We start from the raw sequence: 3770 nt of genomic DNA, 5'->3' as shown, positions 1-3770 counted from the left end.
GCCGATCCCGCCGACCGGATGGACGAGATCAGCGAGAAGTATGACGAGGCGCAGCACCGGTTCGAGGAGCTCGACGGCAATGGGTTGGATGGCAGGGGGCGCGAGGTGCTCGGCGGGATCGGCTTTTCAACGTCGGCAAACTGCCCTGGGGCTAGCAGATGCGCGTAGCACTGGCGCGTTTTCTTCTCATCCGGCCCGACGTCATGCTGCACGACGACCCGTCCAGCCGTCTCCACCTCGAAAGCCTCCTGCAGCGGTGGTGTTCCTGAGAGCGGAAGACGCCGGGTACGTCAACGCCGGCACCCTGCTGGCGGTTGACAGCGGCAACAGGCTTCAGGAGCGCAAGGGCCGAATCTGAAATGAGCGGTCGTTCCAAGAGCAGCCGTTTGGATTGCTGGCGCCGGCAATGTAGCCGATCGCATCGCCAGGGCCGTGGCCTTGGTCGTCAGAACGGTCCGCCAGTGCGGCGCGCCCGGATACGCGTGTTCGTTCAAAATGGGATGTGTTTCATTTGTATTAGAACAGGAGCATAAATGACTTGTTGCGGCATCTACGCGCAATTTTCAAGGGGAAACAAACATGCAGAATCAAACATCATTTCAACTCGCATTTTTCGCTTCTATATCGTTCTTTGTCACCGACGTCGCATTGGCGAAAGATGCTACCAAGACACCCTGTAGGGCCGATGCGCTGAGAGTATGCCACATGGCCAATGAGATTAAGGCGCAAGGCTGCCTTAAACAGCACCTCAGCGAAATCACTCCGGCTTGTAAGGCCTTTCTCACCAAGAAATGAAACCGCACAGTCAGTTGCCGGCTGTGCTCCGGCAACTGGCGCCACTGCCGCTGGGAAATGCGACGCCCTCCCTGCCAGGGCTGGGCGTCCGAAGACGTCCAAATTAGCGCCGGCGCGCTCCATGCTTCTGGGGCCTGACGATACTTCCAGGCGTTATGGCAGGCCACTTCGTAGCGCAGTTTCGCGACGGCGACTCCCCATTCCGGTCGCTCGGCCAAAGCGCCCTGGGGCGCGAGCAGAGGCTGCAAAAGCTTGGTCAGCGTGCTCTTTCCTTTGGTTCGAACAGCGCGAACGTGAACTCGTGCTCGGCGCTGCGCAATATTAAGCCGCGGACCAATGCAACGCGGCAGATAAGCGTGTGCATACGTAGGGGAATGGCCGGTGCGGTTGGGCGCTTGGGAGCGAGCCACACCGGCCACTGCGGGAATGGTTGGGATGCTCCCCGCGCTGTTTAAATTAAAAGCATATTAGCGATCCCGCAATTATCCTTATGGCTGTCCGAGCCGTGGGAGCATGGATGACCAGCTCGACCCTAATCCGACATAAACGGCCTCCAGCCCGTTTGTCCCAAAGCGATCGCTTGCTATCGCCATCAGAATATCCTTGCATGTCGCAAATATTGTCGCGCCAGTAGCGGATGCCGGATTGGTGAATGCCCGAGGTCGCCGCGCATGCCGATGACCCACACCAGTAAAGACGAAAGCGGCCCGACGCTCCTCGGCAAACCAGCGATCCTCCAATAACCTGGCGTCCTGGTCGATGTTGCAAAAGAAAACCCGCGACAGTGAAGCCGACGGGTTGTCTTCCCTCGAATGGGCGCCCCTTTCCCGGATGGTCCGCCTGACCCAGGAACCCTGCACCCGACCAACTTAGTCAACGCACGCCGTCAGCGCTGTAGTATTGCGGCAACAGAACGGAGGATCACAGCGTGGAACGTTTCCCAACCGGATAGATCGAAGCGCTGCCCACCACCAGCGCTTCTCGAGTGCGCGATCTGCGTCAGAGCGGAGCCTGATCATCACATCAACTCATGTTCGCCCACCCGTCGCGCGATGTCGGTTGGCATGTCCAAGCGGTCCATATGCGCCTTAGGGAGGAAGCCCAGCACGACTCGCCCACCTGGTTTGAGAACGCGTGCTAGCTCCGCTGATCCAGATCCAAGGGTTTGCCAGAAGTACACTGTGTGGTCGCTGTGCAGAGTCCTGTTCATGCAGTTGTTAGGGCAATCCTAAAGTCCGGCAAAGCGCCGGATAAGCGATGGATCCAGGTTAGAGACTCCACCGGCGGAAAGGCCAGTGCATTTTGTCGGTGCCGCTGCAGGTCAGTTTCGAGCTTTTGTTCGGGCCGGTGAACCGGCAGTGGCAGACTCACCGGGTGTCGGTCAATCTTACGTCGGGCGGGGCCGCAAGCGCCGGAAATCCGAACCGGCGAGCAGCCGAAGCCAGCCGACACCGCACCCTCGATAGCCGTCAAGCCGAACATGAAAACCAAACCGATCAAGCCGCAGGTGCAATCGTGCCGCTCAACAAAGGACACTTCAGAGGTACGTTTGCATCCTCGACTCAACAGGCGCGCGGACGGTCTGGGATGGCGAGACGGAGATGCCTGCCTCGCTAGAGGCAGCTTGCCTGCCGAAATTCCGTCTTGCTGCTCGATGGGAAGCCGTCCCATGATTCAGAACGCTACATCGCGCTTCTCATACATTCCGACGCGCTGTTGCGTCATCTCGCAGGTTATGCATTGCAGCGCGAAATTCTGCCATCGCATCTGTCTGGCGTGACAGCATCGCGATCCGCCGTTCGTAGCTCAAGATCAGATTTGTCAGCCTGCTAAGTTGCAACGAACGATCTGGCGACACAGAACGGTTTTCAATCGCCTCGTCAAGGAAGGCGGCGTTGGTGACACTGCTTCTATAGCGATTTACGAGATTTTCTTTCTCGGCATCCAACTCGGCAGCAAACTTGTCGAAGATCATTGCCAGAAAATCGAACCGCGCGATCCCCGCAGGTCGACTACGCGATGGATGTCTGGATATGAAGCTGAGTATCGACATCCCACCAATCTCGCTATGGCCTGGATCCTCACTGGCGGCAGCGCGGGTTTTTGTGAGCGCCCCATCGCGGACTGCTTCCCTACGCCGAACATGGCTGCGTTGGTCTTGTCGCGAATGCCTGCGTGCCACACAACGCAAATCTGGTTGCCGAAAATCGCATCGGCCATGATGCCCTCGCCCCGCCCGGTAGGCAATTAGTCCTTCCGAATAGCAACCACGATCACAAATAGGTAGGTTGGTTGTCCCCTCAGCCGCTCAGGCCCGGCTGCTGGCGGGGGGTCCTTGGCGACAGGATAGGCAGCCGGGCCGAGCCGGGCGCTAGGGCTCCGGCGTGCCAATCTGTCCCGTGGAGCAATCATGCGCAAGGCGTCTCTCAGGAGAGAAAACTATCCCTTGAGATGGCTTCTGGAGGTGTACTACAGCATATGGAGTACTGGAGGTTTGCTGACTGGGCTCAATGGTGGCGTTGCTGATCCTTGCATGCCATCCCAAGGGAGATGTTGAGCGAAAGGTGGCCGGGCAAGTCAAGTAGACAGACCGACTGACTTCGCCGCAACATGACGCCAGCGCAGGCATCGCCGTCGATAGGTCCCATCTCTGTCGTCTTCGCGGGGGTGGCAAGCCCGAACCGCCGGCCGGCCAATTGGATGCTTCGTCGCGGCGGACCTCACCACAGAAAATCCCTGCGAATTATCGGCTGCCGGCCGACTAGCCGGGCTACATCTCGTCGTGTCGTACCAGGCAGGTGGGCGCCAGTTGGTTTGAACCATCAGCCTCGCACAGGCTTCACGTCTTTGACCCAATCCATGTCTGCCTCAGACCAAATGGCAAAACCCGCCTCTCAAAAGGTCTGGTTGTAGGCGCCGACTTCGGGGCTGCGGCGCAGCACGGCGTCGACGGCCTCGAACATCTGTCGGCGACG

The 3770-nt window shown here is 59.0% G+C and carries 2 protein-coding genes and 1 pseudogene; 1 reads left to right on the top strand and 2 read right to left on the bottom strand.

Annotated elements, in window-relative coordinates; translation table 11 throughout:
• A pseudogene (locus FJ978_RS33340) lies at positions 1 to 251 on the top strand (ABC transporter ATP-binding protein); the annotation flags it as partial.
• 2240 nt (positions 252 to 2491) lie between these two features.
• Here the strand turns inward: FJ978_RS33340 and FJ978_RS32945 are convergent.
• Together FJ978_RS32945 and FJ978_RS32590 are read right to left on the bottom strand one after the other, a co-directional pair.
• Entirely contained in the window at positions 2492 to 2770 is a 279-nt protein-coding gene (locus FJ978_RS32945) for a hypothetical protein (protein WP_181176912.1), read from the bottom strand.
• Positions 2767 to 3015, bottom strand: a complete 249-nt coding sequence (locus FJ978_RS32590) for a hypothetical protein (protein ID WP_140576946.1) — start codon at positions 3013 to 3015, stop codon at positions 2767 to 2769. Before FJ978_RS32590 ends, FJ978_RS32945 begins: the two co-directional genes overlap by 4 nt.
• Positions 3016 to 3770: the final 755 nt, after the last annotated feature.

This window comes from Mesorhizobium sp. B1-1-7 (genome assembly GCF_006442705.1).
Taxonomy (GTDB): Bacteria; Pseudomonadota; Alphaproteobacteria; order Rhizobiales; family Rhizobiaceae; genus Mesorhizobium; species Mesorhizobium opportunistum.
This window is presented reverse-complemented; position numbering and strand designations above follow the sequence as displayed.

Bases quoted from the DNA above. Each gene is read 5' to 3' on its own strand.
- FJ978_RS32590 (WP_140576946.1), bottom strand. From the start codon at position 3,015: ATGGCCGATGCGATTTTCGGCAACCAGATTTGCGTTGTGTGGCACGCA.
- FJ978_RS32945 (WP_181176912.1), bottom strand. From the start codon at position 2,770: ATGATCTTCGACAAGTTTGCTGCCGAGTTGGATGCCGAGAAAGAAAAT.